At 72.6% G+C, this 25048-nt stretch carries 22 protein-coding genes; 13 read left to right on the top strand and 9 right to left on the bottom strand.

The annotated features are described in order from the left end of the window. Positions 1-150: 150 nt before the first annotated feature. Positions 151-420 carry a YciI family protein gene (locus tag ACFFIA_RS05105; RefSeq protein ID WP_377246126.1) on the top strand — a complete coding sequence of 90 codons (270 nt, stop codon included), beginning with the start codon at positions 151-153 and terminating at the stop codon, positions 418-420. Here the strand turns inward: ACFFIA_RS05105 and ACFFIA_RS05100 are convergent. After that, positions 401-1138 carry a hypothetical protein gene (locus tag ACFFIA_RS05100; RefSeq protein ID WP_377246123.1) on the bottom strand — a complete coding sequence of 246 codons (738 nt, stop codon included), beginning with the start codon at positions 1136-1138 and terminating at the stop codon, positions 401-403. The genes ACFFIA_RS05105 and ACFFIA_RS05100 overlap by 20 nt on opposite strands. Positions 1139-1230: 92 nt before the next feature. Continuing rightward, the gene (locus ACFFIA_RS05095) at positions 1231-1953 is read right to left on the bottom strand and encodes a PP2C family protein-serine/threonine phosphatase (RefSeq protein ID WP_377246120.1); all 723 of its coding nucleotides are present in this window, start codon (positions 1951-1953) and stop codon (positions 1231-1233) included. A 210-nt stretch (positions 1954-2163) separates the two neighbouring features. Here ACFFIA_RS05095 and ACFFIA_RS05090 point away from each other — a divergent pair, with 210 nt between their 5' ends. Beyond that, positions 2164-5253 (top strand): glycoside hydrolase family 9 protein, encoded by a 3090-nt coding sequence (locus ACFFIA_RS05090; protein ID WP_377246117.1) that lies wholly within the window; start codon positions 2164-2166, stop codon positions 5251-5253. Positions 5254-5321: 68 nt separating this feature from the next. Further along, entirely contained in the window at positions 5322-5573 is a 252-nt protein-coding gene (locus tag ACFFIA_RS05085) for a CPCC family cysteine-rich protein (protein ID WP_377246114.1), read from the top strand. Positions 5574-5627: 54 nt separating this feature from the next. Here the strand turns inward: ACFFIA_RS05085 and ACFFIA_RS05080 are convergent, their stop codons facing one another. Beyond that, positions 5628-7052, bottom strand: a complete 1425-nt coding sequence (locus ACFFIA_RS05080; protein ID WP_377246111.1) for an Nramp family divalent metal transporter — start codon at positions 7050-7052, stop codon at positions 5628-5630. A gap of 113 nt (positions 7053-7165) precedes the next feature. Here ACFFIA_RS05080 and ACFFIA_RS05075 point away from each other — a divergent pair, with 113 nt between their 5' ends. From ACFFIA_RS05075 to ACFFIA_RS05050, 6 genes are all read left to right on the top strand, one after another. Then, complete coding sequence (locus ACFFIA_RS05075) at positions 7166-7603, top strand: DUF3307 domain-containing protein (protein WP_377246108.1); 438 nt, start codon at positions 7166-7168, stop codon at positions 7601-7603. Positions 7604-7613: 10 nt separating this feature from the next. Next, positions 7614-8120, top strand: coding sequence for a GNAT family N-acetyltransferase (locus tag ACFFIA_RS05070; protein ID WP_377246105.1), 507 nt, complete (start codon positions 7614-7616; stop codon positions 8118-8120). 42 nt (positions 8121-8162) lie between these two features. Next, on the top strand, positions 8163-9155 hold the full coding sequence (locus ACFFIA_RS05065; RefSeq protein WP_377246102.1) for a Rossmann-fold NAD(P)-binding domain-containing protein: 993 nt from the start codon (positions 8163-8165) through the stop codon (positions 9153-9155). A gap of 14 nt (positions 9156-9169) precedes the next feature. Further along, on the top strand, positions 9170-10048 hold the full coding sequence (locus ACFFIA_RS05060) for an LLM class flavin-dependent oxidoreductase (protein WP_377246098.1): 879 nt from the start codon (positions 9170-9172) through the stop codon (positions 10046-10048). Between the two features lie 95 nt (positions 10049-10143). Continuing rightward, complete coding sequence (locus tag ACFFIA_RS05055; RefSeq protein ID WP_377246095.1) at positions 10144-11379, top strand: DUF4145 domain-containing protein; 1236 nt, start codon at positions 10144-10146, stop codon at positions 11377-11379. Further along, positions 11370-12539: a hypothetical protein gene (locus tag ACFFIA_RS05050; RefSeq protein WP_377246092.1), complete on the top strand. Its 1170-nt coding sequence runs from the start codon at positions 11370-11372 to the stop codon at positions 12537-12539. Before ACFFIA_RS05055 ends, ACFFIA_RS05050 begins: the two co-directional genes overlap by 10 nt. 119 nt (positions 12540-12658) lie before the next feature. Here ACFFIA_RS05050 and ACFFIA_RS05045 read toward each other — a convergent pair whose 3' ends face one another. The 5 genes from ACFFIA_RS05045 to ACFFIA_RS05025 all read right to left on the bottom strand — a co-directional run bounded on the left by ACFFIA_RS05045 (position 12659) and on the right by ACFFIA_RS05025 (position 20468). Then, positions 12659-14173: an alpha-amylase family glycosyl hydrolase gene (locus tag ACFFIA_RS05045; protein WP_377246089.1), complete on the bottom strand. Its 1515-nt coding sequence runs from the start codon at positions 14171-14173 to the stop codon at positions 12659-12661. Continuing rightward, positions 14170-16557, bottom strand: coding sequence for a malto-oligosyltrehalose synthase (gene treY / locus ACFFIA_RS05040; RefSeq protein ID WP_377246086.1), 2388 nt, complete (start codon positions 16555-16557; stop codon positions 14170-14172). The genes ACFFIA_RS05045 and treY overlap by 4 nt, the downstream gene beginning before the upstream one ends. Beyond that, complete coding sequence (gene glgX, locus ACFFIA_RS05035) at positions 16557-18662, bottom strand: glycogen debranching protein GlgX (RefSeq protein ID WP_377246083.1); 2106 nt, start codon at positions 18660-18662, stop codon at positions 16557-16559. Before glgX ends, treY begins: the two co-directional genes overlap by 1 nt. Positions 18663-18739: 77 nt before the next feature. Then, entirely contained in the window at positions 18740-19147 is a 408-nt protein-coding gene (locus ACFFIA_RS05030) for an SRPBCC family protein (protein ID WP_377246080.1), read from the bottom strand. A gap of 190 nt (positions 19148-19337) precedes the next feature. After that, positions 19338-20468: an epoxide hydrolase family protein gene (locus ACFFIA_RS05025; RefSeq protein ID WP_377246077.1), complete on the bottom strand. Its 1131-nt coding sequence runs from the start codon at positions 20466-20468 to the stop codon at positions 19338-19340. 17 nt (positions 20469-20485) lie between these two features. On the opposite strand from ACFFIA_RS05025, the gene ACFFIA_RS05020 reads away from it, so the two are divergent. Then, positions 20486-21067: a nucleotidyltransferase family protein gene (locus tag ACFFIA_RS05020; protein WP_377246074.1), complete on the top strand. Its 582-nt coding sequence runs from the start codon at positions 20486-20488 to the stop codon at positions 21065-21067. Beyond that, a complete protein-coding gene (locus ACFFIA_RS05015) occupies positions 21060-22169 on the top strand; it encodes an XdhC family protein (protein WP_377246071.1) in 1110 nt (369 codons plus the stop codon). Before ACFFIA_RS05020 ends, ACFFIA_RS05015 begins: the two co-directional genes overlap by 8 nt. A gap of 399 nt (positions 22170-22568) precedes the next feature. On the opposite strand, the gene ACFFIA_RS05010 is transcribed toward ACFFIA_RS05015, so the two are convergent. Beyond that, positions 22569-24101: a PucR family transcriptional regulator gene (locus tag ACFFIA_RS05010; protein WP_377246068.1), complete on the bottom strand. Its 1533-nt coding sequence runs from the start codon at positions 24099-24101 to the stop codon at positions 22569-22571. Between the two features lie 116 nt (positions 24102-24217). On the opposite strand from ACFFIA_RS05010, the gene uraD reads away from it, so the two are divergent. Further along, positions 24218-24721 carry a 2-oxo-4-hydroxy-4-carboxy-5-ureidoimidazoline decarboxylase gene (gene uraD / locus ACFFIA_RS05005; RefSeq protein ID WP_377246065.1) on the top strand — a complete coding sequence of 168 codons (504 nt, stop codon included), beginning with the start codon at positions 24218-24220 and terminating at the stop codon, positions 24719-24721. Then, a complete protein-coding gene (gene uraH, locus ACFFIA_RS05000) occupies positions 24718-25044 on the top strand; it encodes a hydroxyisourate hydrolase (RefSeq protein WP_377246062.1) in 327 nt (108 codons plus the stop codon). The genes uraD and uraH overlap by 4 nt, the downstream gene beginning before the upstream one ends. Positions 25045-25048 lie beyond the last annotated feature (4 nt).

The raw sequence follows: 25048 nt of genomic DNA, 5'->3' as shown, positions 1-25048 counted from the left end.
CGCCGGGGTGGTACGACACCGGGCGGCTGGCGGCGGTCAGGGCCTCGAGTGTCGCCGGCGACAGCGTCCCGAAGGCGGGGATCGTGCCGAGCGAGGTCATGTATCCAGTGATACAGCAACCGAGCCGGGCACGGTCGTAGCGTCCGGGGCATGTGGATCGTGGAACTCAGCCTGGCGCCGACCGCCGAGCGCCTCCAGGCCCGCTCCGCCCATCGGCGGTTGCTCGCCAGCCTTTGCGAGCGGGGCGTCGTGCGGATGGCGGGGCCGCTCGCCGACGACTCCGGCGCGGTGGTCGTCTTCGACGTGCCGGGTCGGGATGACGTGGAGCGGCTGCTGAAGCGGGACCCGTACCTCGCCACTCCCGGCGTCGCCGTCGCGAGTGTCCGGGAGTGGCGACCGTTTACACCGGTGACGAGTTGATCCGCTTGAGCTCGATCGTCCAGGTCGGGCCGAACTGGCGCAGCGAGTCGCCGGTACACGTGTAGCGCTCCGGGTCGATGCTGCCGCTCAGCGGCGTGCGGCTGGTCTCCTTGCCGCTCTGCCGCCACACCACCGTGCCCTGCGACTTGGCGTTGCTGTAGAGGATCTGGCCACGGCTGGTCTGCCAGTTGTACGTGAGCATGCCGGAGGAGATGACCTCGTACGTGCGGTTGTTGACCTTCGCGCGGGCGTTGACGCCACTGCCGTAGTTGATGGTGAGCGTGCCGTCTGCCTTGAAGTGCTGGGTCGCGCCCCAACTGTGCAGCCGCATGCGCACGCCGTCGATCGTCGTGTCGCTGTCGTGCGAGGTCTCCCGCCAGGTGCCGATGACGCACGAGTCGTGCAGCGGATCCTCCGAAGTGGACGGCTCCGGCGAGGGCGACTCGGACGGCGCCGCGGACTCCGACTCCGAGATCGCGTCGCCCGGCGAGAGCGTGGACGACGGGAGGGCGGTCGCGGAGGGGGAGGCTGCCACCGGCAGACGCGGACCGCCGTCGTTTTCGAGATTGGACGACACGATCATCGCACCGGCGATGATGCCGGCGATCAGCAGCAGTGCGAGCCCGCCGACGAGGATCGGGAGGGTGGCACCGACCTGGCTGCTGGTGGTCGGGGGCGGCGGCTGCTGAGGGGGTCGGGGTGGCGAGCCGGGATGCATGGACGGAACGGTATCGGGTCGGAGCATCCCCGGCTACGCCCCAAAAACGCGCCAGGGCGGGGGCGCGACCACCACCAGCGACCGGGCGCCGGTCAGCCCTTCTCGGCCACGTCCGCCACCACGACGGTGATGTTGTCGGGGCCGCCGGCGCGCAGGGCGAGATCGACCAGCCGGCGGGCGCAGTCGCCCGGGTCGGGGTAGCCCGACAGCGTCTCCGCGAGCGTCTCCGCGCTGACCACATTGGACAGGCCGTCGCTGCACAGCATCCACCGGTCACCGGCGGTGGGGCGCATGAACGTGTACGCCGGAGTGGCGTCGCCGCCCTGCAACGCCTGGGTCACCACCGCCCGCCGCGGATGGTGGCTGGCCTGCTCCGGGGTGATCACGCCCTCGTCGACCAGCATCTGCACGAACGTGTCGTCTCTGGTCATCTGCTGCAACTGACCGTCACGCAGCAGGTACGCGCGGGAGTCGCCGACGTGCCCGAGCGCCAGGGCGGTGCCGGTGAAGAGCAGGGCCGTGAGCGTGGTGCCCATGCCGTCGCGGCTGGGGTCTTCGGCGACGGCGGCGCGGATGCGGCCGTTGGCGGTGGCGAGCGCCTCGCGCAGCGCGTCGATCAACCCGTCGTCGGGAATCTCCCGGTCCAGCGGCGCCACGGACTCGATCACAATGCGGCTGGCAAGGTCGCCGGCGGCCATCCCGCCCATGCCGTCGGCGACGGCGAGCAGGCGTGGCCCGGCGTGCACCGAGTCCTGGTTTGCGCTCCGGATCAGGCCGGTATCGCTCACCGCCGCGTAGCGCAGCTTCAGGGTCATGGCTGGGAGCCTGCCAGGGCGACGTTTGGATGTCTCTAGTAGATCACCGGTCCCGCCCGATATGAGCTTAAATTCCTATTTGTTTCTGCGGTGGTCGGGAGAGTGCGGTGCGGTTCACCGGGCGTCCAAGACATCGATTGACATCAGCGAAACGCGCTGGCAACATCGATGGCCAATTGGGAGCGCTCCCAGAATCCGAAGGGATCCGCCGTGACCCGACGCCCCACCAACGCCAGTACGCGCCGCGCGCCGCGTGGACTCCGGCCCGCCTCGACAAGACTGTGGAAACGGGCCCTCGGGGTCGCCGCCGCAGCCCTCCTGACCACCACCGCGCTGACCGCCACGGCCCACGCCGAGGTGGTCGAGCACATAGACAACGGCACGTTCGAGGGCTCCACCGCCCCCTGGTGGGCCACCGACAACACGCCCATCGCCTCGGTCGGCGACCGCCTCTGCGCCGATGTGCCGGGCGGCCAGGCCAACCCGTGGGAGGCCAGCATCGGCCACGGCGGCATCCCGCTCGTCGACGGCGACGCGTACCGGCTGACCTTCACCGCCTCCGCCACCGCGTCGGTCACCGTCCGCGCGAACGTCCAGCTCGACGAGGTGCCGTACACCACGGTCCTGTCCCGCGACGTCGCCCTCACGACCACGCCCCAGACCTTCGAGTACGACTTCAGCGGCTCGCTCGACTCCGACAACGGCGTCTTCACGTTCCAGCTCGGTGGCTCGGCCGAGCCGTTCACGTTCTGCCTCGACGACGTCTCGCTCACCAGCGACACCTCCGGCGGGAGCGGCGGGGCGCCCGAGCAGATCGAGAACGGCGACTTCGACGACGGCACCTCCGGCTGGTACTCGTACGGCACCACCTCGACCGCCGTGCTCGACGGCAAGCTCTGCTCCGAGGTGCCCGGCGGGCTGGCCAACCCCTGGGACGCGGGCGTGGGGCAGAACGGCGTGCCGCTGGTCGCCGGCTCCGCGTACACGTTCGCCTTCGACGCCTCGGCCGCGCCCGGCGCCACCGTCCGCGCGGCGGTACAGCTCGGCGTCGACCCGTACACGGGGTACTTCAGCCGGGACGTGCAGCTGACCGGGGAGACCCAGCGGCTTGAGTTCACCTTCACCGCGCCGGCCGACACCGACCAGGCGCAGGTGGCGTTCCAGGTGGGGGCCAACGCGGGCGCGTACACCTTCTGCCTCGACAACGTCTCGCTGCTCGGCGGCGAGGAGGAGCCGCCGTACGTGCCGGAGACCGGCCCACGCGTGCGGGTCAACCAGGTCGGCTACCTCCCGACCGGCCCGAAGGGCGCCACGGTCGTCACCGACGCCACCGGGGCGCTGCCGTGGCAGCTCAAGAACGCGGCCGGCACCGTCGTGGCCAGCGGCCAGACCACGCCGCGCGGCACCGACCAGGCCTCCGGGCAGGCCGTGCACACGGTCGACTTCACCTCGTTCGGCACCGCCGGCAGCGGGTACACGCTGACCGCCGACGGCGAGACCAGCCATCCGTTCGACATCGCCGCGGACGTCTTCAAGCGGCTCCGCTCGGACGCGCTCCAGTTCTTCTACGCCCAGCGCAGCGGCATCGAGATCCGTGGCGACCTGATCGGCGAGGAGTACGCCCGCCCGGCCGGCCACCTCGGCGTGGCGCCGAACAAGGGCGACACCGACGTACCCTGCCAGGCCGGTGTCTGCGACTACCGGCTGGACGTGCGCGGCGGCTGGTACGACGCCGGCGACCACGGCAAGTACGTCGTCAACGGCGGCATCGCGACGGCCCAACTGCTCAGCACGTTCGAGCGGACCAAGACCGCTCCGACGGCCGGCGGCGGCGCGGCGCTCGGCGACGGCAGCCTGCGCGTGCCCGAGCGGGGCAACGGCGTGCCGGACGTGCTCGACGAGGCCCGGTGGGAGCTGGAGTTTCTCATGCGGATGCAGGTGCCGGCCGGCAAGCCGCGCGCCGGCATGGCGCACCACAAGATGCACGACGCCAACTGGACCGGCATCCCGATGCTGCCCCATGACGACCCGCAGCAGCGCGAGCTGCACGCGCCGTCCACGGCCGCCACGCTCAACCTCGCCGCCACGGCCGCGCAGGGCGCTCGCCTCTTCGCACCGTACGACGCGGCGTTCGCGGCCAGCGCGCTGACCGCGGCGAAGACGGCGTACGCGGCCGCCAAGGCGAACCCCGCCGTGTACGCCGACCCGCAGGACGGCAACGGCGGCGGGACCTACAGCGACAACGACGTGACCGACGAGTTCTACTGGGCGGCCGCCGAGCTCTACCTGACCACCGGCGAGGCCGCGTACCTCGCGGATGTCACCGCGTCGCCGCACCACACGAGCGACGAGGTCTTCGGCGCGAACGGCTTCGGCTGGGGCAGCACCGCCGCGCTCGGCCGCCTCGACCTGGCCACCGTCCCGAGTGGACTGCCGGCCGCCGAGCGGGCCCGGCTGCGCGCCTCGGTGCTCGCCGCCGCGGACCAGCACCTCGCGACCCAGGCGGGCCAGGCGTACGGGCTGCCGATGCCCGGCCACGCCGGCGCCTACTTCTGGGGCGCCAACAGCAACATCCTCAACAACATGGTCGTCCTGGCCACCGCGTTCGACCTCTCCGGCGATGCGAAGTACCGGGATGGCGCGGTGCGGGGGATCGACTACATCCTCGGCCGCAACGCGCTCAACCAGTCGTACGTGACCGGCTGGGGCGAGAAGGCGTCGGAGAACCAGCACAGCCGGATCTTCGCCAACCAGGCGGACGCCTCGCTGCCACATCCGCCGGCCGGCTCGATCGCGGGCGGGGCGAACGCCAGCCTCGACGACCCGTACGCCAAGCAGCTGCTCGACGGGTGCAAGCCGATGTTCTGCTACGTCGACCACATCGAGTCGTACGCGACCAACGAGGTGGCGATCAACTGGAACTCGGCCCTGGCCTGGGTCGCCTCCTTCCTGGCCGACCAGGGCGCGGCCGGCCCCGTGCCGGCGACCCGCTGCCAGGTCAGCTACGTCGTGCACGGCAGTTGGTCCGGCGGGTTCACCGCGCAGGCCACGGTGACCAACACGGGTACCGCGGCGATCGACGGCTGGGCGCTGCGCTGGGCGTTCCTAGGTGGACAAAAGGTGACTCAGTCGTGGCTTGCGGACACAACCCAGTCCGGCGCCACCGTGACCGCCAAGAACCAGTCGCACAACCGACGCATCGAACCGGGCGCCTCGAAGACGTTCGGCTTCAACGCGACGACCAGTGGACCCAACCCGCTACCTGGCCTTTTCACCCTGAATGGGGCCACGTGTAGCTGAAAGATCGCCCACTCATCCACCCGTCCCCGGGTTACGCCGGGGACGGGTGGCGTGAAAGGCTAGGGTGCGTGGGTGGTAAGGGTCAGGCATCGGTCGTAAGCCGCTGTCCATGTTGTGGTTACCGGACCGGGTGCGTGACATGCCCGGTCTGCTTCTGGACCGATCCGGCTCAGGCGGATCCGGGAGCGTTCGTCGCCGTGGGAGGTCCCAATGGCGACCTCACGCTGAGCGAGGCCAAGCTCAACTTCGCGCTGTACGGCGCCAGCCATCCGAAGTATCGGGAGGTGGTCCGCAAACCACGCCCCGAGGAGATCGTTTAGCCGGCTGAGGCACGCGACCGGGGGCGCGTTTTGGGCGTGCCCCCGGTCGCACGCTCAGCGCAGCCAGTCGAGCAGCCGTTCGCCCTGCTGCCAGACCGTGAGCGCGGAGAAGACACCGAAGAGGAGCACCGACCAGATCAGAGCCGCGACGCGGTAGGCGCGCGGCCGGATCTGCCTTGGCAGCACCTTGCGGTTCAGCGCCAGCAGCAGGATCGAATAGAAGAACATCATCAGCCCGCCGACGCAGGCGGAGATGACGAGCAGCGGCAGCGGCTGGTCGAAGCCGGCGACGAGGATGCCGCAGCCGATCGCCACCAGGCCCCACACGAGTCCGAAGTAGAGCTTGTTCTCCGAGGTCCGGCGCAGGTACGAGGTCTTGAGCACGTCCGCGGCGAGCCGGCTGGTGTAGTCGACGATCCCCATCGCGGCGGCGAAGAGCGAGAGCGCGCCGATCACCCAGAAGAGCGTGCCGAACCAGCCGCCCACGACCTCCTTCAGCCGCTCGCCCTCGACCTCCAGGAACGAGACGCTGTTTTCCAGGCCGGACACGCCGTACACGGTGGAGTAGGCGAGCAGCGACATCAGCACGATCGTCACGAACGAGATCAGTACGAACGTGGCGAGCTGCTCCTGGTTGGCGAGCTTCCACCACCGGCGCCAGCGGCTGAGGTTCTCCTCGGTCGGCTCGAAGACGTACCCGCCGCCGCCCGCGGCCGCCTCCACCTGGCCGGTGACCGGGCTGACCAGGCGGGGCACGTACGCGCCCATGCCGTAGCGCTTGTCCCGGATCCAGTTGCTCTGGCAGAGGTTCTGCCCGCCACCGGCCCCGGCGAAGACCAGCGCGGAGAGCATGAGCGCGAAGCCCAGCTCGGCGGGGAACTCGGGAGCGGTGGCCGCCCTCGGCAGCTCGCCCCAGGCGTCGGCGGAGATGGCGAACGCGATCGCCACCACGATGAAGATCACGACGAGCGCGACCTTGACGAACTCGACGCGTTCCAGCGCGTTGTAGACCACCGGCGCGAGCGTGAGCGTGGCGCCGATGACCAGCAGCATGCCCACCGCGATCCAGGTGGCGTCGCCGCCGAAGAGGTAGGTGACCATGGTCGCCGAGCTGGTCGACCAGCCGGGCCACAGGTTGGCGAAGTACACCATGATCGCGAAGACCAGGCCCCAGTGCCGCCAGAAGCGGGAGAAGCCGGTCAGCGCGGTCTCGCCGGTCGCGAGCGTGTACCGCTCGATCTCCATGTTGAGGAAGTACTGGGTGACGATGCCGACCGCCGCCGCCCAGAGGAAGACCAGCCCGACCTGTGACGCGATGTACGGGAAGAGCACGAACTCACCCGACGCCAGCCCCACACCGGCGGCGATCACGCCCGGCCCGATGATCCGCCACGGCGACCGTGGCGGGTCCGGCAGCTCGCGGACGGTCACCCCGGGCAGGTGCCGGGTCGGAAATCGATCGGCCGCCGTCTGTGTCATGCGGCCCTGTCCCCACTCGCCGCACGGTTGAAACCTGGGCGAGGTTTGCCACAATCCCCGGAACTGTCGGCTACCACGCTGATGGAAGCTGAGCCGTCACGCAGGATGCCAGGATGAGCGCCGAGCAACTGACCCTCCAGGCCACCTTCGCGGTGGTCCTCCTCGCGTTACTGATCGGGCACCAGCTCGGCGACCACATCGCGCAGACCGACAAGCAGGCGGACAACAAGGCGGCCAAGGGGCGGGCCGGGTTCCGGGCGATGACCGGTCACCTGCTCAGCTATCACCTGACCGTCGGCGCCGTGCTCGCCGGCACGGCGATCGTCCTCGAGCTGCCGCTCTCCGCCACCGGGCTCGTGGCAGGCTTCGGCTTCAGCATTGTCAGCCATGGGATCGTCGACCGCCGGACCCCGGTCCGGCGGCTGCTGCGGGCGACCCGGTCACCGGTCTTCGCCCAGCAGACCTCGCCGGTCTGCGGGATGTACGTCGCCGACCAGGCACTGCACTGGTTCTCCCTCTTCGTGGCGGCGCTGTTGATCGCACGCCTGTAGAAAGGGACACGTGGATATCACCCCTGGCGGGCCGGGCGACGTCGGCGCCGTCCTTCAGTTGCTCGACGGCGCCACCGCCTGGCTGGTCGGCCTCGGCCGCACCGGGCAGTGGGGCACCGAGCCGCACTCGACCAACCCGCGCCGGATCGCCCGGGTCAGCGAGTGGGCCGAGAGCGGGCGCCTGCACCTGGCCCACCTCGACGGTCAGGTCGCGGGCGCGCTGGCGGTCGGCGACGCGATGCCGTACGTACCGCCGGCCACCGAGCCCGAGCTGTACGTCAACCTCCTGGTCACCGGCCGGGAGTACGCGGGTCGCGGGGTCGGCGCCGCCCTGCTCGACCACGCCCGTGCCCTCGCTCGCGAGCGCGGCGCCCACCTGCTGCGGGTCGACTGCTACGGCGGCGACGACCGGGCGCTGGTGGGCTACTACGAGCGGCAGGGGTTCACCGCCACCGATCCGTTCGCTGTCGGCGAATGGCCAGGTCAGATCCTGGTGCAGCGCTTGCGCTCTGGGTGAACAGGGCTGGGCCGCCCGGCGCACCGCTGGTTCAGTGGGGGCATGGAGATCTTGGTCCTGGGCGGTACGGCATGGTTGGGGCGGGAGCTGGCGCGGGAGGCGCTGCGGCGGGGGCACGCGGTGACCTGCCTGGCGCGAGGTGAGAGCGGCGGCGTCGCGGAGGGCGCCACGCTGGTCGCCGCCGACCGGGGCGCGCCCGGGGCGTACGACGCGGTGCGCGGCCGCGACTGGGACGCCGTCCTCGATGTCTCCTGGCAGCCCGGCTTCGTCCGCGGGGCACTCGACGCGCTCGCCGGCCGCGCCCGCCACTGGACGTACGTCTCGTCCGGCAACGTCTACGCCGACCACGGCACGCCGGGCGCGGACGAGTCGGCGCCGCTGCTTCCGCCGACCGACCTCGACACGGTCGACCGCGAGCTGTACGGCGAGGCGAAGGTGGCCTGCGAGCGGGCGGCCGTCGCGGCTGCCGGCGACCGGCTGCTGGTCGCCCGGTGCGGGCTGATCGGCGGGCCCGGCGACCACACCGACCGCACCGGCTACTGGGTCGCCCGCTCCGCGCGGGACCGGGAGGCGCCGCTGCTCGTACCGGACGCGCCGGACCAGCCGACGCAGGTGGTCGACGTGCGCGACCTGACCGCGTGGCTGCTGGACGCGGCCGAGGCGGGGACGACCGGCACGTACGACGCGGTGGGCCCGGTGCTCCCGCTCGGCGAGTGGATAGCGTTGTCCCGGGCGGTTGGCGGGCACTCCGGCCCGGTGGTGGCCGCCGACCCCGGCTGGCTGCGCTCGCAAGAGGTCGCCGAGTTCATGGGCGAGGAGTCGATCCCGATGTGGGTGAGCACGCCGGGCTGGGAGTCGTTCATGGGGCGTGCCGGCGCCGCCGCGGTCGCCGCCGGGCTGCGGCACCGCCCGCGCGAGGAGGTCCTCGCCGACACGCTCGCCTGGGAACGGGAGCGGGGCCTCGACCGGCGGCGCGAGGCCGGCCTGAGCCCGGCGCGCGAGCGCGAACTGATCGTGACCCGATCGGAGGAGTGAGGCAGGATCGCGGCATGACGACACTCGGCGCCGTTTACCTGCCCCAGTTTCCGCCTGAGCGGCTGCGCTCGGTGGCCACCGCCGCTGACCAGGCCGGCCTCGAGGAGCTGTGGCTGTGGGAAGACTGCTTCCTCCAGGGCGGCATCGCCACCATGGCCGCCGCCCTGGCGTGGACCGAGCGGGTCCGGGTCGGCATGGGGCTGCTGCCCGTGCCGTTGCGCAACGTCGCGGCGACCGCGATGGAGGTGGCCGCGCTCGACCGCTACTTCCCCGGCCGGGCGTGCGTGGGCATCGGCCACGGCGTCCAGGACTGGATGGGCCAGGTCGGCGCGCGGGTCGAGTCGCCGGTCACCCTCCTGCGGGAGTACGCCGACGCGCTCCGCGCCCTGCTCTCCGGCGAGCGGGTGACCGTCAAGGGCCGCTACGTGTCGCTCGACGGCGTGCGGCTCGACTGGCCGCCGCCCGCGACGCCGCCCATCTTCGCCGGCGGGATCGGACCCCGCTCGTTGCGACTCTGCGGCGAGATCGCCGACGGCACGATCGTCACCGGCGGCAGCAGCCCGGATGACCTGCGGCGGGTCCGCGCGCTGGTCGACGAGGGCCGGGACCGGCGGGCCACCGGCGCCGGCGATCCGCACACCATCGTGGTGTACGTGCACGCCGCCACCGGCCCGACCGCCGCCCAGCGCCTGGCGGCCGAGCGCGCGAGGTGGGGCTACGACTCGATGGAGGGTCGCGCCATCGCCGGCGACGCCGAGCGGTTCGCCGAGGCCATCGCCGGCTGGGTCGCGGCCGGCGCCGACACGGTGGTGCTCCAGCCGACGGTCGACGAGCCCGATCCGGAGGGCTTCGTGCGCTTCGTCGGCGAGGAGGTCCGCCCGCTCGTGCCCTGACGCCGTCCGCGGTGGGGTCATCCACCACTGTGGACCTCGCATCGGTGCCTCGCTATTCTGTCCTGTTCCTGTGGACCGGATCTGCGAGGGGACGGATGACGGATCAGCTGGCGCGGCTGGTGGACGGCTCCGACAACTTCCGGTTTCTCGCCGAGCCCGCGTTGCTCCTGGCCGGCGACGCGGCGGCGGCCGAGTCGTACATCAACGCCGATCCGGACGCGGCGATGGCCAAGGCACGCCGGTTCAGCGAGACCCTGGCGAAGATGCTCGTCCAGCGGGCGGGCCTCAACCCCAGGAAGATCGGCGACCAGAACAGCCGGATCGAGGCCCTGGCCACGGCCGGAGCGATCCCCGAGGAGATCCGGCAGGCGTTCCACTCGGTGCGGCGGGCCGGCAACGAGGCGGTGCACGGCTATCCCCGAGACCGGGAGAAGGCGACTGCCGCGGTCGCCACGTGCTTCACGCTCGGCGCCTGGTGGTACCGGACCGAGACGGGCAAGGAGGTCGCGCACCCATTCACCGCACCGGCACCGGCGGCCACGGCTCCCGTCGACGAGAAGTTCGAGATCATCGAGGCCCAACTGGCCCGGCTGCGGGACGCCTTGGAGGCGCGGCTCCGGCCGGCACCGGCGAGGCACCTGCGACTCAAGCTCGGCGGTGCCGTGGTCGGGCTCGCCACCGTGGTGGGCGTCCTGCTGTACGCCGTGGGACCGTGGCCGCGCCCGCCCGCTGACGGCGCCGCCGGGGAAGCCGCGCCCGGTCCGCGGCTCGCGGCCGTGACCTCGTGGGAGGCGGTCAGTTGCCGGTCGACCGGCTGGATGCTGCCCAGCCGAGGCACCGACCCGGTCCCGTACACGCCGCGTCGAGCTCCCGCCGGCGCGATCCTGGCCAGCGGCGGTCAGATCACCGTGACTGTGCAGGGACTCAGCGGACGGTCGGTGGTGCTCCAGTCGATGTCGACCGAGGTCGTACGCCGGTCCCCGGCTCTGGCCGGCACCTACCTGCCGCTGGGCTGCCAGGGGGAGGTCACGCCGAGGAAGTTCCGCCTCGATCTGGACGCGTCGGCGCCCGAGGTCGTGCCGGAGGCGGAGAGCAGGACCTTCCCGTACAAGGTCGACGAGAGCGAGCCGGAGCAGTTTCTGATAACCCCCGAGGTCACCGGCGGAGACGTCGAGTTTCGCCTGCTCCTCAACTGGACCTCCGGCGCGGACGAGGGGGTGCTCGTCCTGCCCGAAGCGGGGAAGCCGCCGTTTCGGGTCACCGCGCCCACGGCAGCGCGGGAGTTCTGCCTGGATCCGCACACCTCGACGTGGAGGCCCTCGTGCGTCTGAGGATGGCCGCCGTGCTGGCCCTGCTGCTCACCTCCTGCGGCGCCGATCCCGCGCCCCCGACACCGCCGGTCGACCCGCTCCAGCCGCCGCGATGGACCGGGTCGCCGGCGATACCGGCGCTCATGAGCGGCGTGGACCAGCAGGCCGCGGGGTGGGACGGCGGCCTCGTCCTGGCCCGAGGCACGGGCGGTGGCCCGGACGGGCGCGACCCGGAGGTGTACACGTCCGCGGACGGCCGCGACTGGCGTGCCGCCGTGCCGGAGAGCGGGATGCGCGCCAGCTCCTGCTGCGGCCGTGTCGTGGCCGGGCACGGCGCTGCGGCGTACCTCCTGGGCTGGAACTCCCGCGAGGAGCTCGTGGTGTGGCGCACCGAAGACGGCGAGCGGTGGACGGCGGCACCGCTAGACCTGCGCGACCTCGGGCTGAAGCGTTCCGTCGACCTCGAAGCCACGATCACGGCGGGCCCGGACGGAGTGCTCGTCGCGGCCAAGGACGCCTACGCCCCTCCCAGCTTCGACGGCGTCTACGTCTGGCACTCCCCGGAGGGACGGTCCTTCGGGGCCATGGCGAGGCTTCCCGGTCAGCGCGACGGGCAGCCGCTCAACTTCGTGGTCGAGGCGATCGGCGCCGGCTTCCTGCTGGGCATGAGCGCCGGCGAGGGGAGCACGGCGTTGTTCTCGTCGCGGGACGGTACGGATTGGCGGGAGGCCGGCGCCGGGCCGCCCGGCGTCGGGGGCATCCAGCACCTGAGTGCGAACGGCGCCACGGTCGTGGCCTTTCCCTACCCCTTGTCGCCGAGTGAGCCGCAGGTCTGGCACCGGCGCGACGGCGAGTGGCGACCGGCGACCCTCGACCCCGGCCGCCTTCCCGACGCCGGTGTGGTCCCGGCCGACCAGCGCCGCGTCCAGCTCGTGCGCGCCTGGGGCGCCGGATTCATCGCCGTCGGAAACACCTTCGGGGAGGAGGGGCAGGAGAGGGCCGGCATGGTGTGGCACTCGGCCGACGGCGCCAGCTGGTCACGGATGCCGGTGCGGGAGCACGGCTTCGACGCGGCCTGGCCGTTGATGGACGTCGCGGTGTCGCGCCAGACCGCCACGCTCTTCGGCTACCGGTCGGACCCGGCGGAGCACCTGCTGACCTGGCAGGCGCAGGTGCCCTGAGCCGGCAGCGGACGGCTTGCGGAAAAAGCGGACCGGACCGCGGAGGGTGAGGCCGCGGGAGCGGCGGCCTCGACCCCGGCGGACATCGCGGTAGCCCAAATCTTGTGGGAACGGATGCTCTAGCGGTCGAAGCGGCAGCAGGCGATGACCGCCGCGGACTCGCCGGGCAGGTCGGCGGCGTCGTGCACGAGCACCAGCCCCGGCTCGGTCGCCGCCAGCACCGTGCGGGCGGTGCCGTGCAGGTTGACCCGCTGGGGCGTGCGGCGCAGGTTGGCGACCACGACGCAGCAGCCCCGGCGGATGGCGAGGAAGCTGCCGCCGTGCCAGACGTCGGAGCGGCGCAGCACCGGCGAGGCGAGGTCGGGCTGGCTCCGGCGGAGCGCGATCAGCCGGCGGTGCAGGTCGAGCATGTCGCGGTGCTCGGCCTTGTCGAGCTCGGACCAGTCGAGCGCGCCGAGCGTGGGCGTCTTGACCCCGGCCCACTCCGGTGGGAAGGGCATCCGGGCGGCCCACTCCTCGCCCATCTGGAGCACCGGCGTGGATGGCGCGGTGAGCAGCAGCGTCGCCCCGATCCGGAGCAGGCCGGGGGAGAAGGCTGTGGTGGGGCGGTCGGTGCTGAGCACGGTGGAGAAGCCGGCGCGCAGGATGCCGAAGAGCTGCTCCAGTGACCCGAACTCGGCCCGGTGGTCGCGGTCGAGCGCCGGGATGCCGGCGGCGCCGCCGGCCGAGGGGGCGAGCAGCTCGGCCAGGTCGGCGCCGGGCCCCGGGATGAACCGGGCACCGGCCAGCCCTGACCCGGCGATCAGCGCCAGCGGGCGGCCGAGGTCGATGGAGAGCGCGGAGACCGCGGCGGAGAGCTCGTCGAGCAGCCGCATCGCGTCGCGGTCGATCAGCGTGTGCGCGGCGTCCAGCCGCACCCCGTCGGCGTGGTAGTCGCGCAGCCACATCAGCACGTTGTCGGTGATGAAGCTGCGCATGCCGGCACCGTGCGGCCCGTCGAGCGCGAGCGTGTGCCCCCACGTGTTGGCGACCTCGGCCAGGTAGGGGCCGATGCGGTGCGCGCCGGCGCCGGGCTGGAGGTGGTCGTAGGCCAGGTCGAGCACCACCGCGATACCGCGCGCGTGGCAGGCGTCGACGAAGCGCTTCAACCCGTCGGGCCCGCCGTACGACGGATGCGGCGTGTACCAGCACGCGCTGTGGTGCGCGGAGCCCCGCTCGATGTTGACCGGATGCAGCTCGACCACGTCGACGCCGAGGTCGGCGAGGTGGTCGAGGCGGGCGATCGCGGCGTCGAACGTGCCGTCCGGGGTGAACGCGCCCACTCGCACCGAGTAGACGACGCCGCCGGCCAGGTCGCGCCCGGTCCACTCCTGGTCGGTCCAGGGGAAGGCGGCGTGGTGGTAGGTGCGGCTGGGGCCGTGCACCCCGTACGGCTGCCAGCGCGAACGCGGGTCGGGCAGCGGCTCGTCGGAGTCGTCCAGCAGGTACATGTAGTCGGTGCCGTGCGCGGCGCACTCGACATTGGTGCGCCACCACCCCCCGGCGTCGAGCGCCATGGGATGGTCGACCCCGTCGATGCGCACGCGAAGCCGAGCGGCCTCGGGCGCCCACACACTGAAACGCGTCATGGTCATGCGGCAGCCACCACCAAGAGAGCTACTGGATAGGCGGACAGCACTTCGGACAGCGGCACCTGCCGGGCCTGCCATGTGCGTCCTGTCAACGCGTCGGTCCAGCGCCCCGGAGCCAACGCAAGCTTAGTGCGGCCCCAGCCTCCACGAAATGCCAACTTCGCTGGCAATCTGGTGGCTACCGCCACGACACCACCCCGGTCGAACGCGACCGCGTGCTCCGCCGCCGGGCCCTCGACCGGCACTGGTGAATAGCCGGTGAACGGGCGGTCGCGCCGGGCCCGCAGCACGCGGCTCGTGACGAGCAGCTTGGCGGCGCCGGTCGCGTCCACCGGCGGGAGCCAGCCGGCGTCGAGCCGGGCCAGCAGCTCACGCCGTACGGCGAAGTCGACCGGCCGCCGGTTGTCCGGGTCGACCAGCGAGTTGTCCCACAGCTCGGTGCCCTGGTAGGTGTCCGGCACCCCCGGCATCGCGAGCTGCACGAGCTTCTGCCCGAGCGAGTTGGACCAGCCGTGCGGCGTGATGGTGGCGACGAAGGCTCCGATGTCCGCGCGCAGCGCCTCGTCGTCGTACGCCCGGTCGGCGGCCGCGTGCATCGCCGCCTCGAACTCGCCGTCGGGGTCGGCCCAGGAGGTCGAGACGCCCGCCTCGCGCGCCGCCTTCTCCAGGTAGGCGTGCAGCCGCTCGCGTTCGATCGGCCAGGTGCCGGCCACCGTCTGCCACAGCAGGAGAGCGAAGGACGCGTCGGGCAGCGGCGCGGCCTCCGTCCACCGGCGCAGCGTCGCCGCCCATTCCGCCGGCATCTCCGCGAGTACGGCCAGCCGCGCGCGAACGTCCTCGGAGCGCTTGGTGTCGTGTGTGGAGAGTGTGGTCATCGAGTGTGGACAGTCCCGCTCCCGCACGGCGGCCGCGCGGTGGAACGCCTCGGGCGTCTCGCCGAAGCGGCTCGGGTCGCCGCCCACCTCGTTGAGCGCCACGAAGCGGGTGAACCGGTAGTGGGCGGTGTCTTCGACGCCCTTGGCCATCACCGCGCCGGTGTACTGCTGGAAGCGCACCGCCAGGTCGTCGTCCGGGTCGCCGAGCCGGGCGCAGAGCGCGTCCAGCGCCTCGGTGAGGTCGGGGCGGCGGTGCCCGGCCTCGATCCGGGCGGCCGCGAGGTGGCGGGCGCCGCCGGGCAGGTACGAGCGGTAGACCTCGAAACCGGCGGCCAGCTCGGCGAGCGCCTCGGCGGCCCGCGGGATCTCCGGTGCCAGCCGGGCCAGCCGGTCGCGCTCGGCGGCCAGCAGCGTGGTGGCCGCCTCCATCTTGGCCGCGTACGCCACCTCGGCCCACCGCGCGTTCCCGGCCAGGCGGCTGAGCGTCTCCGCGCCCTCGGGGTCGACGAAGAGCCCGCACACCTCGCCGAGAGCGTCGTACCCGGTCGTGCCGTCCACCGGCCAGGAGCGGGGGAGCCGCTCGCCCGGTTCCAGGATCTTCTCCACCAGCAGCCACGCGGAGGGCGCCGCGGCGCGCAGCCGGGCCAGGTAGCCGCTCGGGTCGCGGAGGCCGTCGGGGTGGTCGACCCGGATGCCGTCGGCGCCCCACCGCAGGATCTCCGCGTGCGTCGCCTCGAACACCGCCGGGTCCTCGACCCGCAGGCCGGCCAGCGTGGAGACCGCGAAGAAGCGGCGGTAGTTCGGCCCCTCGCGCCACGAGACGAGCCGGTAGTGCTGGCGGTCGTGCACCTCGCGCGGCTCCCCGCCGCCGGTGCCGTCGGCGATCGGGAAGCACTGCTCCTGGTAGACCAGCTCCTCGCCGACCACCTTGAGGTCGTCGAGCGCGGCCGGGTCGTCGGCGAGCACGGGCAGCCGCACGCGCCCGCGCGGCTGCGCCGGTTGGCACTCGCTTCGCTCGCGCGGTACCCGGGAGCCGGCGCCGTCCGTGCTCGTCGCCGCGCTCCTCGGGCCGGACGCCGGCTCCTGGGTCCAGTCGATGTCGAACCAGCTCGCGTACGCCGACTCCGGCCCCCGGCGCAGGACGTCCCACCACGCCGGGTTGGCCGAGGGGACGGCGATGCCGGCGTGGTTGGGCACGATGTCGACGACCAGGCCCAGCCCGGCCTCGCGCAGGACCTCGCGCAGCCGGTCGAGCGCCGCCGGCCCGCCCAGCTCCGGGTTGACGCGGGAGTGGTCGACCACGTCGTACCCGTGTGCGGAGCCGGGCACGGCGGCGAGCAGTGGCGCGGTGTAGAGCTGGCCCACCCCGAGCGCCGCGAGGTAGTCCACCTGCTCGGCGGTGGCGTGCAGGTCGAAGTCGGGCCGCACCTGGACGCGGTACGTGGGTCGCGGCCGGCGGCGCGGCTCGCCCCCGTCGCTTCGCTCGCTGCGCGCCCCGAGCGGCCCGTCCATTACAGCGCCCGATCCAGTACGACCAGCGAACGTTCGAGCACGCGCAGCCGCCCGCCGGCGCCCAGCGTCTCCTGGCCGGCCGGCACCGCCTCAGAGGTGTCGATCACGGTCTGCCACTTCTCGCCGTACTCCCCGGGCGGCAGCACGAACTCGACCGGCTCGTGGTGCCCGTTGAAGCAGAGCAGGAAGGAGCTGTCGGACTGGCGCTCGCCGTACCGCCCGCGCTCGCGGATCCCCTCGCCGTTGACGAAGACCGCCAGCGCGCCGATGTCGCTGTCCCAGTCGGTGCCCTGCATCTGGCGCCCGTCCGGCGTGAACCACTCCATGTCGGCCACCGGCGTGGTGGCGTCGCGCGTCTTGACCGGGTCGCCGGTGAAGAAGCGGCGGCGCCGGAAGACCTTGTGGCGGGCGCGGAAGGCGGTCAGCCCGCGTACGAAGTCGAGCAGCCGTTCGTCCACGTTGTCCCAGTCCACCCAGGACAGTTCGTTGTCCTGGCAGTAGACGTTGTTGTTGCCCCGCTGCGTGCGCCCCAGCTCGTCACCGTGACTGATCATCGGCACGCCCTGGGAGAGCAGCAGCGTGGCGAGGAAGTTGCGCCGCTGCCGGGCGCGGAGCGCGAGGACGTCGGCGTCGTCGGTCGGCCCCTCGACGCCGCTGTTCCACGAGCGGTTGTAGCTTTCGCCGTCGCGGTTGTCCTCGCCGTTCGCCTCGTTGTGCTTGTCGTTGTAGGAGACGAGGTCGTTGAGCGTGAAGCCGTCGTGGCAGGTGACGAAGTTGATGCTGTGAAACGGCCGCCGCCCGTCGTCCTGGTACAGGTCGGCCGACCCGCTGATCCGGCTGGCGAACTCGGCGAGCACCGGCTGCGAGCGCCAGAAGTCGCGGACGGTGTCGCGGAACTTGCCGTTCCACTCCGTCCACAGGGGAGGGAAGTTGCCCACCTGGTAGCCGCCCGGCCCGATGTCCCACGGCTCGGCGATGAGCTTGACCCGGCTCACCACCGGGTCCTGCTGCACCACCTCGAAGAACGTGGAGAGGCGGTCGACCTCGTAGAACTCCCGTGCCAGCGCGGCCGCGAGGTCGAAGCGGAAGCCGTCGACGTGCATCTCCTCGACCCAGTACCGCAGCGAGTCCATGATGAGCTGGAGCGTCTGCGGGCCGCGCATGTTGAGGCTGTTGCCGCAGCCGGTGTAGTCGAGGTACTGCTGCGGGGCGGTCTCGGCGAGCCGGTAGTACGCGGCGTTGTCGATGCCCTTGAAGGCGAGCGTCGGCCCGAGGTGGTTGCCCTCGGCGGTGTGGTTGTAGACCACGTCGAGGATGACCTCGATGCCGGCCGCGTGCAGCGCCCGCACCATGCCGCGAAACTCCTGCACCTGCTGGCCGAGGTGGCCCATCGCGGAGTATCCGTGGTAGGGCGCGAAGTAGCCGATGGTGTTGTAGCCCCAGTAGTTGCGCAGCCCGTGCTCGTCCAGGTGGTGGTCGTGGATGAACTGGTGCACCGGCATCAGCTCGATCGCGGTCACGCCGAGCCGGGTGAGGTGGTCGATCATCACGGGGTGCGCGATGCCGGCGTACGTGCCGCGCAGCTGCTCCGGGATGCCGGGGTGGCGCCAGGTCAGCCCCTTGACGTGCGCCTCGTAGATGAGCGTGTCGTGGTAGGGCGTGCGCGGCGGGCGGTCGTTGCCCCAGTCGAAGTACGGATTGACCACGACCGCCTTCGGCATGAAGCTGGCGGAATCTACATCGGACATCTGCTCGGGGTGCGCCAGGTCGTAGCCGTAGAGCGCCGGATCCCAGCGCACGTCGCCGTCGACCGCCTTCGCGTAGGGGTCGAGGAGCAGCTTGTTGGGGTTGCAGCGGAGCCCGCGACCGGGGTCGTACGGCCCGTGCACGCGGAAGCCGTAGCGCTGGCCCGGCTCGACGCCGGTCAGGAAGACGTGCCAGACGAAGGCGTCGACCTCGCGCAGCTCGATCCGCTGCTCGGTGCCGTCGGCGTCGAAGAGACACAGCTCGACCGCCTCCGCCACCTCCGAATAGATCGCGAAGTTGGTGCCCACACCGTCATATGTCGCGCCCAAGGGGTATCGGCGCCCAGGCCAGACCAGCATAGCCACACAGTACGGCCTGACCTGGACATTTGATCGCCAAAGGGGCTGATTCGATCAGCGGTTACGTGCGCTGCGCGCTACCTGGCGGCTTCGACCACTCGCTTGAGGGCGGTGAGCTGGCCGCTGTCGGCCCGGCGGATCGCCGCGCGCAGCAGTCCGGCGAAGGGGCGCCACATGCCGCCAGCGCGGCAGTCGACGGTCACGGTGACCCGCGTACGGTCGCCGTCCGGCACGCACGTGTAGGTGTACGCGGCCGTGACGCCGCCCTGCGCCGAGTGCAACACCACCGTCCGCCCCGGCTCCACCACCTCGACGCGGCTGGTCCGCTCCTTTCCGCGGGCCCGGAACGTCAGCCGCGCACCCTCCACTCGCGCGCTCTCCAGCCCCGGCATCCAGGCCGGCGCGGCGGGCCAGTCGGTCAGCCGGGCCCAGACCTCGGGCGCGGGCCGTTCGATGGTGGTGGTCGCGGTAAAGGCTGTGGTCACGGACGTGAGCGTGCCCGGCCTTCCGGCCCCGCGTCTTGGACGGATTTCACATCGGCGCCCGTCTCCGGCACGAAGCCGGGCGCCGCCAGGTCCGGAGTGAACGCGGCGCGCTGGGCGGCCACGTAGCGGGACGGGGTCAGGAAGCCGCATACCACCACGCGGCTCAGCTTCACACGCGGGTACGGCCGGCTCAGAGCGACCCGAAGAACGCGGCGATCTCGCCGGCCAGCAGGTCGGGCGCCTCGGCGGCGGCGAAGTGGCCACCGCGGGGCATGGCGGTCCAGCGGCGGATCGCGAAGAGGCGTTCGAGCCACTCGCGCGGCATGTCGCCCTCGTCGGCCAGGTGGTGGGCGAAGGAGGCGAAGCCGGTCGGCACGCTCACGAAGTCGTCGATGCCGAGCGGCTCGCGGAACCACCGGTTGTCGTAGTAGTCGCGCATCGAGGACGTGATCGTGCCGGTGACCCAGTAGAGCGTCACGGTGGTCAGCAGCAGGTCGCGCGAGATCTCTCCGCGCGGGTCGGACCACGCGCGCCACTTCTCAAGGATCCAGGCGGCCAGGCCGGCGGGGGAGTCGGCGAGGCCGTACGCGAGGGTCTGCGGCCTGGTCGACTGGATCTCCTGGTAGCCGCGCTCGGTCACGGCCCACCGCGCGAACCCCTCCCGGTAGGCGCGCTCGGCGTCGCTGAGCGGGCGGGAGCCGGGGCCGGTGTACGGCGGGATCTCGGGCGTGCTCAGGTGCAGCCCGATCAGCGGGGCGGGGTCGTCGAGCCCCATGTACGTGGCGACGCCGGCGCCGAAGTCGCTGCCGCCCGCGCCGTAGCGCCGGTAGCCCAGCTCGCCCATCAGCCGGTGCCACAGGCCGGCCACGTAGCGGTACGTGACGCCGGTGCGGTGCGGGCGGCCGGAGAAGCCGTAGCCGGGCAGCGAGGGGAGTACGAGGTCGAAGGCGGGGCCGTCGATGCCGTGCGCGGCCGGGTCGGTGAGCAGCGGCACGAGCGGCAGCAACTCGGCGAACGTGCTCGGCCAGCCGTTGGTGAGGATCAGCGGCAGCCCGTCGCCGGTGGCCGCGCGGGCGTGTACGAAGTGGATCGGCACGCCGTCGAGCGTGGTGCGGAAGTGGGCGAAGCGGTTGAGCTCCCGCTCCCGTGCCCGCCAGTCGTAGCCGTCCGCCCAGTAGGCGAGCAGGTCCCGCAGGTAGGTGTCGTCGGTGCCCTGTGACCACGGCTCGCCGGGCGCCGGCTCGGGCCACCTGGTGGCGCGGATGCGGTGACGCAGGTCGTTGAGGACAGCCTCGTCGACGTCGATCTCGAACGGTTCCACGGGAATACAGTAGAGCGATGACCGTCGCCGGGCTCCTGCTGGCCGCGGGCGCGGGGCGGCGATACGGCATGCCGAAGGCGCTCGTCCGGCTCGGCGGCCGCCTGCTGGTGGAGCGGGCCGCGCAGACGCTGCGCGAGGGCGGGTGCGATCCGGTGGTGGTGGTGCTCGGTGCCGCCGCCGATCGGGTACGGGCCGAGGCGCGGCTGGGCACCGCCGTCCTGGTCGACAATCCGGAGTGGCCGACCGGGATGGGCTCGTCCCTCGGGAGCGGGCTGCGGGCGACTCGGGACCTGGGCGTGGACGCGGCGCTCGTACTCCTGGTGGATCTTCCTGGGGTGACGGCGGAGGCGGTCCGCCGGATCGCGGCGCTGGCCTCGCCCGACGCGCTGGTGATGGCGGGCTACGGCCCCCGCAGGGGGCATCCGGTGCTGCTCGGGCGGGAGCACTGGGCGGGCGTCGCGGCGTCGGCCACCGGCGACGTGGGGGCACGCCCCTACCTGGCCGCACACGCATCGGCCGTGCGGGTCGTCCCCTGCGACGACGTGGCAGATGATCGTGACGTGGACACGCCCGAGGAGCACACTGGATCGCATGCGTGACGTCCTGGACGACCTGTTGCGCTGGTGGCAGGCGGGTGAGCCGGTGGGGATGGCGACGGTGGTCGCCACGTGGAAGAGCGCGCCCCGGCCGCCGGGCGCCACCATGCTGGTCGGCCCCGGCGGCACCGCGGTGGGCAGCGTCTCCGGCGGATGCGTCGAGGGCGCGGTCTACGACCTCTGCGAGGAGGTCGTCGCCGACGGGGTTCCGCGCCTCCAGAGGTACGGGGTGAGCGACGACGACGCCTTCTCGGTGGGGCTGACCTGCGGCGGCACGATCGAGCTCTTCGTGGAGCGGGTCGACCGGGAGAGCTTCCCCCGGCTGGCCGAGGTGGCCGAGTCGATCGACAAGGGCGTGCCGGTCGCGGTGCTCACCTGCATCGAGGGGCCGCCCGACCGGCTGGGCCGCCACCTCGTGATCGGCCCCGGCGAGCGCGGCGGCACGCTCGGCTCCGCCCGGCTCGACGACGCGGCCACCGACGACGGCCTCGGGCTGCTCGCCGCCGGCCGCACCGACATCCTCCACTATGGACCCGATGGTCAGCGCCGGGGCAGCGGGCTGAGCGTGCTGGTGCGGGCGTACGCGCCGCGCCCCCGCATGATCGTCTTTGGTGCCATCGACTTCGCCGCCGCGGTCGCGCGGATCGGCGCGTTCCTCGGCTACCGCGTGACGGTGTGCGACGCGCGGCCGGTGTTCGCGACGGCGCGGCGCTTCCCCGAGGCGGACGAGGTGGTCGTCGACTGGCCCCACCGCTACCTCGCCGGCGAGGCCGAGGGCGGGCGGCTCGACGAGCGCACGGTGGTGTGCGTGCTGACCCACGACCCGAAGTTCGACGTGCCGGTGCTCCAGGCCGCGCTGGACATGCCACTGGCGTACGTGGGCGCGATGGGCTCCCGTCGCACTCACGACGACCGCCTCGCCCGGCTCCGCGAGGCCGGTGTGGGGGAGGAGGCGCTGGCCCGGCTCTCCTCGCCGATCGGGCTCGACCTGGGCGCGCGTACGCCCGAGGAGACAGCCGTCAGCATCGCCGCCGAGATCATCGCGAGCCGGTGGGGCGGGCGAGGGGTCCGGCTCTCCGAGACGACCGGGCGGATCCACCGTTAGGCCGTTGCGATTCCGTAATACTTGCGGAATCCGTGCCTCCGATACTTCGTTGCGATCTTGTATTTGTGCTGGTCTGCCGGCGTGTTGTGGCCGCGTGTCGGCGTGTCGCAGATACCGACATCTTTCCGGAAAGTGTTGACGCCGTTTCGGTCCCGGTGTGATACTCGCTATCCATCGGCGTCAATTTGGCGCCGGCCCCACAGGCACTCCTCGATGGGAGAGTGGCGTGGCGACTCGGCGGTCGCCACGCCACGCCTTGTGGCTTGGCCCCGTCTTCGGCTGGCGTGACTGCCCCCGCGTGCCCCACCGCCCAGTGCGGTGACCACCAACCCTTGCCGGCTTCGCCAGCCCCGGCCGACCAGCGGCCGAAGGCCGCTGGTCAGCCGGTCAGCGTCAGTGCTAGCGGGTCACGCGCAGCGCCAGGAAGAAGTCGACCCGGTCTTCGAACCTCGTCAGGTCGCGGCCGGTCAGCGCCTCCACCCGGCTGATCCGGTAGCGCAGCGTGTTGACGTGGACGTGCAGCCGCTCGGCGCAGCGGGCCCACGAGCCGCCGCAGTCGAGAAACTCGGCGAGCGTGCGGACCAGGGCGGCGTCGTGCGCCGCGTCGTAGGCGACCAGCGGGCCGAGCAGCCGCTCCCGGAACGCCTCGCGCGCCTCCGCCGGCACTCGCGCGAGCAGCAGCTGGTGTGAGGCCAGCTCGGTCGAGCAGACCACCGCCGAGCGGCCGTGGGCCGAGTGGTGCGCGTGGCGGGCCTCGGCGACCGCGCCGGGGAGGGCGGCCACGCCGACCGCGGGCGCGCTCACGCCGACCGCCAGCCGCCCCGAGCCGAGCCCGCGGCCGAGCGTGTCGAGGGCGGCCCGCAGCACGGCCGGCACGTCGACCTCGGGCGGCACCGCGACGATGCCGAGCACGGCCGGATCGGGCCCGGACGGTGCGAGCGGTGTGACCGCGGCGTGCGGGGAGACCGCGCGGAGGGCTTCCTCCAGGACGGCCACGGTGAGGTCGGGGGGAGTGCGCAGGCCGGAGAGGCCGGCCACCAACGCCACGAACGTCGACTCCGGCTCCAGCCCGCACGACAGCACGCCCGCCCGCAGGTCGGCCACGCCCGCGCCGTTGGCGAGCTGGCGGCCGAGGCCGTCGGCGAGGCGGCGTTCCACACGGACAACCTCGTCGAGCTGGGCCCGCTCCAGCGCGACCAGGCTGACCAGCTCGTCGGCGCCGTCGGGCAGCCCCGAGGGCGCCTCCGCGTCCGCCGCGAACGCCACGAACCACGACGCCAGCCGGTGCTCCGGCCGCCCCGCTACGCCCACCAGCGCGTAGCGCCCGCCGGCCACCGTCGTGGGGAGCCGGGTTGCCGCGAGGAACGCGCGGGCCAGCACGTCGCCGGGCGGCGCCGCCTCGGTGCCAGCGATGGGCCGCCCAGTCGGCGAGTAGACCCAGCAGGCCAGGCCAAGGTCGGCCGCGACAGGTGGGAGCAGGTCGGCCAGCCGGGCGCCCGCGGCCATCGCCGCCACCAGGCCCCTTTGCCGACCGAGTACGGTGGCGAGCCCGCTGGCCCGCTGCGCCCACAGGGACGGGTTGACCGCGTCGACGATCTCCCGGAACGACACCTCGACCGGCACCTCGAAGAGCGGGACGCCGTGGCGGGCGCACGCCGCCACCAGATCGTGCGGCACGGTGCCGAAGATCGCGTCGCCCGCACCGATCGCGGTGACCCTGGCGGCGGCGCACGCGGCCACGAACGCCTCGGAGTCGCCCGCCCCCCGGCGCCACACCATCCCGGTCAGCACGATCTCGCCGCCGGCCAGGTAGCGGCTGGGGTCGGGCAGGTCGGTGACGTACACACGGGTGACCGGGCGGTCGCGCCCCTCGGCGCCGGTGAGCAGGGCAAGCTTCAGCCGAGGCTGGTCGAGCACCTCGCGCAGCAGCATCGCTCTCCTCTCCCGGGGCCGGTTGTAGGAACCTACGAAAACCCTACGTCGCCCATGTTGCGGTTTCGGTGTCGAAGCCGGTTCATGTCCGGTTGCCGGACTGGTCTACTGGCCGAATGAGCGAGAGCATGGCGGGCGTCGCCGACTTCAACGCCCTCCCTTCCGCCGAGGCCGAGCGGTTACTTCTCGCCTGCTGCGCGGCGCCGGCCTGGGCGGAGGCGGTCGCGGCCGGCCGGCCGTACCCGGACCGGATGGCACTCCACGCGGCGGGTGACGCCGCGGCGCAGAGCCTGACCTGGGCGGACGTCCTCCAGGCGCTCTCCGCCCATCCGCGCATCGGCGAGCGCCCGGCCGGCGCGGGCCGGGAGGCGGCCTGGTCGCGGCGGGAGCAGGCGGGGGCCGACGACCCGTCGCTCGCGGCGGCGCTGGTGGCGGCCAACCGGGAGTACGAGGAGCGCTTCGGCCACGTCTTCCTCATCTTCGCGAGCGGCAGGAGCGCGGCCGAGATGCTCGCCGTGGCACGCGAGCGGCTGACGCACGACGAGGCGACCGAGCGTCCGGTGGTGCGCGAGGAGCTTCGGAAGATCGCGCTGCTGCGGCTGGAGAGGTTGGTGCCGTGAGCCTGTCGACGCACGTACTCGACAACGCGACGGGCGAGCCCGCGCGAGGAGTGCCGGTGCGGCTGGAACGGCGGGACGGTGCCGGCTGGACGACCGTCGCCGCCGGCCGCACCGATTCTGACGGGCGGTTGCGCGACTGGCTGCCGGACGGGGCGTGGGGCGCCGGGGCGTACCGCCTCGTCTTCGACACGGCTGCCCACATCGGGCCGGACGCGTTCTTTCCCGAGGTGTCGGTGGTCTTCCAGGTGGCCGATCCGGGCCGCCACCACCACGTACCGCTGCTGTTGAGCCCCTTTGGCTACACGACCTACCGGGGGAGCTGAGGAC

The organism is Phytohabitans kaempferiae (assembly GCF_042433955.1).
GTDB lineage: Bacteria > Actinomycetota > Actinomycetes > Mycobacteriales > Micromonosporaceae > Phytohabitans > Phytohabitans kaempferiae.
The sequence above is the reverse complement of the archived record's forward strand: the minus strand, read 5'-3'. Positions and strand labels throughout refer to the sequence as shown.

Coding starts and splice junctions, on each gene's coding strand:
- ACFFIA_RS05105 (WP_377246126.1), top strand. CDS start 151: ATGTGGATCGTGGAACTCAGCCTGGCGCCGACCGCCGAGCGCCTCCAG.
- ACFFIA_RS05100 (WP_377246123.1), bottom strand. CDS start 1,138: ATGCATCCCGGCTCGCCACCCCGACCCCCTCAGCAGCCGCCGCCCCCG.
- ACFFIA_RS05095 (WP_377246120.1), bottom strand. CDS start 1,953: ATGACCCTGAAGCTGCGCTACGCGGCGGTGAGCGATACCGGCCTGATC.
- ACFFIA_RS05080 (WP_377246111.1), bottom strand. CDS start 7,052: ATGACACAGACGGCGGCCGATCGATTTCCGACCCGGCACCTGCCCGGG.
- ACFFIA_RS05075 (WP_377246108.1), top strand. CDS start 7,166: ATGAGCGCCGAGCAACTGACCCTCCAGGCCACCTTCGCGGTGGTCCTC.
- ACFFIA_RS05065 (WP_377246102.1), top strand. CDS start 8,163: ATGGAGATCTTGGTCCTGGGCGGTACGGCATGGTTGGGGCGGGAGCTG.
- ACFFIA_RS05060 (WP_377246098.1), top strand. CDS start 9,170: ATGACGACACTCGGCGCCGTTTACCTGCCCCAGTTTCCGCCTGAGCGG.
- ACFFIA_RS05055 (WP_377246095.1), top strand. CDS start 10,144: ATGACGGATCAGCTGGCGCGGCTGGTGGACGGCTCCGACAACTTCCGG.
- ACFFIA_RS05045 (WP_377246089.1), bottom strand. CDS start 14,173: ATGACCATGACGCGTTTCAGTGTGTGGGCGCCCGAGGCCGCTCGGCTT.
- treY (WP_377246086.1), bottom strand. CDS start 16,557: ATGGACGGGCCGCTCGGGGCGCGCAGCGAGCGAAGCGACGGGGGCGAG.
- glgX (WP_377246083.1), bottom strand. CDS start 18,662: ATGCTGGTCTGGCCTGGGCGCCGATACCCCTTGGGCGCGACATATGAC.
- ACFFIA_RS05020 (WP_377246074.1), top strand. CDS start 20,486: ATGACCGTCGCCGGGCTCCTGCTGGCCGCGGGCGCGGGGCGGCGATAC.
- ACFFIA_RS05015 (WP_377246071.1), top strand. CDS start 21,060: ATGCGTGACGTCCTGGACGACCTGTTGCGCTGGTGGCAGGCGGGTGAG.
- ACFFIA_RS05010 (WP_377246068.1), bottom strand. CDS start 24,101: ATGCTGCTGCGCGAGGTGCTCGACCAGCCTCGGCTGAAGCTTGCCCTG.
- uraD (WP_377246065.1), top strand. CDS start 24,218: ATGAGCGAGAGCATGGCGGGCGTCGCCGACTTCAACGCCCTCCCTTCC.